At 73.2% G+C, this 2,803-nt stretch carries 3 protein-coding genes; 1 reads left to right on the forward strand and 2 read right to left on the reverse strand.

The genetic code is table 11. The features are described from left to right. Positions 1-129: 129 nt before the first annotated feature. Together ESO86_RS14880 and ESO86_RS14885 are read right to left on the reverse strand one after the other, a co-directional pair. Complete coding sequence (locus tag ESO86_RS14880) at positions 130-1,146, reverse strand: tRNA (adenine-N1)-methyltransferase (RefSeq protein WP_242492397.1); 1,017 nt, start codon at positions 1,144-1,146, stop codon at positions 130-132. After that, positions 1,143-1,817, reverse strand: a complete 675-nt coding sequence (locus tag ESO86_RS14885) for an HAD family hydrolase (RefSeq protein WP_277985237.1) — start codon at positions 1,815-1,817, stop codon at positions 1,143-1,145. Before ESO86_RS14885 ends, ESO86_RS14880 begins: the two co-directional genes overlap by 4 nt. 77 nt (positions 1,818-1,894) lie before the next feature. Here ESO86_RS14885 and ESO86_RS14890 point away from each other — a divergent pair, with 77 nt between their 5' ends. Then, on the forward strand, positions 1,895-2,803 hold the full coding sequence (locus ESO86_RS14890; protein ID WP_242492398.1) for a PAC2 family protein: 909 nt from the start codon (positions 1,895-1,897) through the stop codon (positions 2,801-2,803).

Raw genomic sequence — 2,803 nt, forward strand, 5'->3', positions numbered from 1 at the left:
TCGGCCTGCGGCGCGGGCGCCGAGGCGCAGCCGGTCAGGGCGAGGGCGACGGCGGTCGCGGTGGCGGTGAGTGCGAGCGGGAGGCGCACGGATCCTCGTTTCGTCTCGGGTGGAACGGGCGCAGACAGCCTAGTCGGCGTCGGCGGGGTCGGTGGTGGGGTCCGCGCCGGTGTCGCCGCGCGAACTGCGCGCCGCGGCATCCGCCGCCCTGGCCCGCTTGCGGAGGACCTTGTCGCTGACGTTGCGTTCGCCGAGGGCGCCGGGCGTCCACGCCTCGACGTCCTCGTCGCTGAACTCGGTCTTCGACGGTCGGCGCTTGAGCTCCGGGAGGACGGTGTCGGGCGCGAGCCGGCGCGCCGTGAGCAGGAAGCCGGTGTGCGCGATCATGCGGTGGTCGGGTCGCACCGCGAGCCCCTGCACGTGCCATCCGCGCACCATCGTCTCGTTCGCGACCGGCTCGGTGTACCAGCCCGTCGCACGGATCGCCTCGGCGACCCGGGAGAGCTGCGTCGCGGTCGCGACGTAGCAGAGCACGACGCCACCGGGCTTCAGCGCCGTCGAGACGACGTCGATGCACTCCCACGGCGCGAGCATGTCGAGCACCACGCGGTCGACGGAGGCCGGTTCGGCCTGCTGCGGGAGCGCCTCGGCCAGGTCGCCGAGGGTGATCGACCAGTTGGCCGGATCCTCGCCGTGGAAGGTCGCGACGTTGCCTCGCGCGACATCGGCGAACTCCTCGCGACGCTCGAACGACATGAGCCGGCCCCCCGGGCCGATCGCGCGGAGCAGCCAGAGCGACAGCGCCCCGGAGCCCACGCCCGCCTCGACGACGGTCGACCCCGGGAAGATGTCGGCCTGGGCGAGGATCTGCACGGCGTCCTTCGGGTAGACGATGGCCGCGCCGCGCGGCATCGACATGACGAAGTCGCTGAGCAGCGGGCGGAGCGCGAGGTACTCGACCCCGACCGCGTTCGCGACGACCGAACCGTCGGGCAGGCCGATGATCTCGTCGTGGGCGATCGTGCCCTTGTGCGAGTGGAAGACCTTGCCGGGCTCGAGCGTGATCGTGTGCATGCGGCCCTTCGGGCCGGTCAGCTGCACGCGGTCGCCGACGCGGAACGGCCCGCTCGCCTCGCCGCGGCTCACGCGCGCGCCTGCTTGGTCGTGAGGACCTCGACGAGGTCGTCGAGCGTCCGGCCGTCGAGCGTGTCCCACACGACATCGGAGGGCGCCTCGTCGAGGGAGAGCATGTGGGGCACGCCGATCACCACGGCGCCCGCCGCGGTCGCCGACGCGAGACCCGTCGGCGAGTCCTCGATCGCGATGCACTCGGCGATGTCGACGCCGAGTCGACCGGCGGCGGCCAGGTACGGCTCGGGGTGCGGCTTCGGCGCGGCGACCTCGTCGCCCGTCACGAGCTCGTCGAAGGCGGCGAACGGGATCGCGCCGACGACGTCCTCGGCCATCGAGCGGATCGACATCGTCACGAGCGCGGTCGGGATCCCGGCGTCGCGGAGCTGCTTCAGGAGCGCCTTCGCCCCGGGCTGCCAGGGGACGCCGTGCTGGGCGAGCTGCTCGCGCACGCGCTCGGTGAGCCGCTCGACGATCGCGTCGGCCGGGAGGTCGACGCCGGCGCGCCGGAACACCTCCGCGGCGTCCCAGAGGCCCATGCCGACCATCTGCAACGCGTCCTCGTGCGTCCAGGTCCGGCCGAACTCGTGGACGAGTTCGATCTCGGCCCGCATCCAGTACGGCTCGGTATCGACGAGGGTGCCGTCCATGTCCCAGAGGACGGCGGCGGGAAGGCGCTTGGTCACAACGGGCGATTCTATCGGCACGGCCTATTGTGGACATGGGTCCGGACGTTCCGGACTCGGGAAGCGGGGCGGACCGAGTGCAGCAGCCGACCGGGTTCGAGGGCGGACGACTCCTCGTCGTGGCATTCGAAGGATGGAACGACGCCGGTGAGGCGGCCACCGGAGCCGCCCGGCTCCTGGCGGAGCGGCTCGGCCTCGTCGAGATCGCCGCGGTCGACCCCGAGCTCTACTTCGACTACCAGTTCACGCGCCCCACGATCGAGTCCGCGCCCGACGGCACGCGGCGGCTGAGCTGGCCCGGCGCCGCGATCCTCGGCCCGAGCGGCGAACCCCGCCCCGACGACGACGAGGTCGTCACGGGGCCCGGGGCGGACCGGCTGCACGTCCTCCTCGGCGCGGAACCCGCGCGAACCTGGAAGGGCTTCGCCGCCGAGCTCATCGACGCCGCGCTCACCGCCGACATCGAGGGCATCGTGCTCCTCGGGGCGATGCTCGCCGACGCCCCGCACACGCGACCCCTCTCCGTCTTCGCATCGAGCGAGAACCCGGAGGTGCGCGCCGCGCTGGGCGTCGACCGCTCGACCTACGAGGGACCGGTCGGAATCCTCAGCGTCATCGCCGACCAGGCCGAGCGCGTCGGCATCCCCACGGTGTCGCTCTGGGCGTCGGTGCCGCACTACGTGCACAACGCCCCGTCGCCGAAGGCCGTGCTCGCCCTGCTCGGCAAGGTCGAGGAGCTCACGGGGCTCAGCATCCCCCGCGGCTCGCTCGAGGACGAGGCGAAGGAGTGGGAGTCGAGCGTCGACGCCCTCGCCGCGGACGACGAGGAGATGGCCGGGTACATCACCCAGCTGGAGCAGGCCCGCGACGCGGTCGACGCGCCCGAGGCGTCCGGCGAGGCCATCGCGCAGGAGTTCGAGCGCTACCTCCGCCGTCGCGGCGACCAGCCGGGCGGCGGCCCGTGGCGTCCGCGGGACGGCGCCTGA

Origin of the sequence: Agromyces binzhouensis (assembly GCF_004135055.1) — a bacterium.
GTDB lineage: Bacteria > Actinomycetota > Actinomycetes > Actinomycetales > Microbacteriaceae > Agromyces > Agromyces binzhouensis.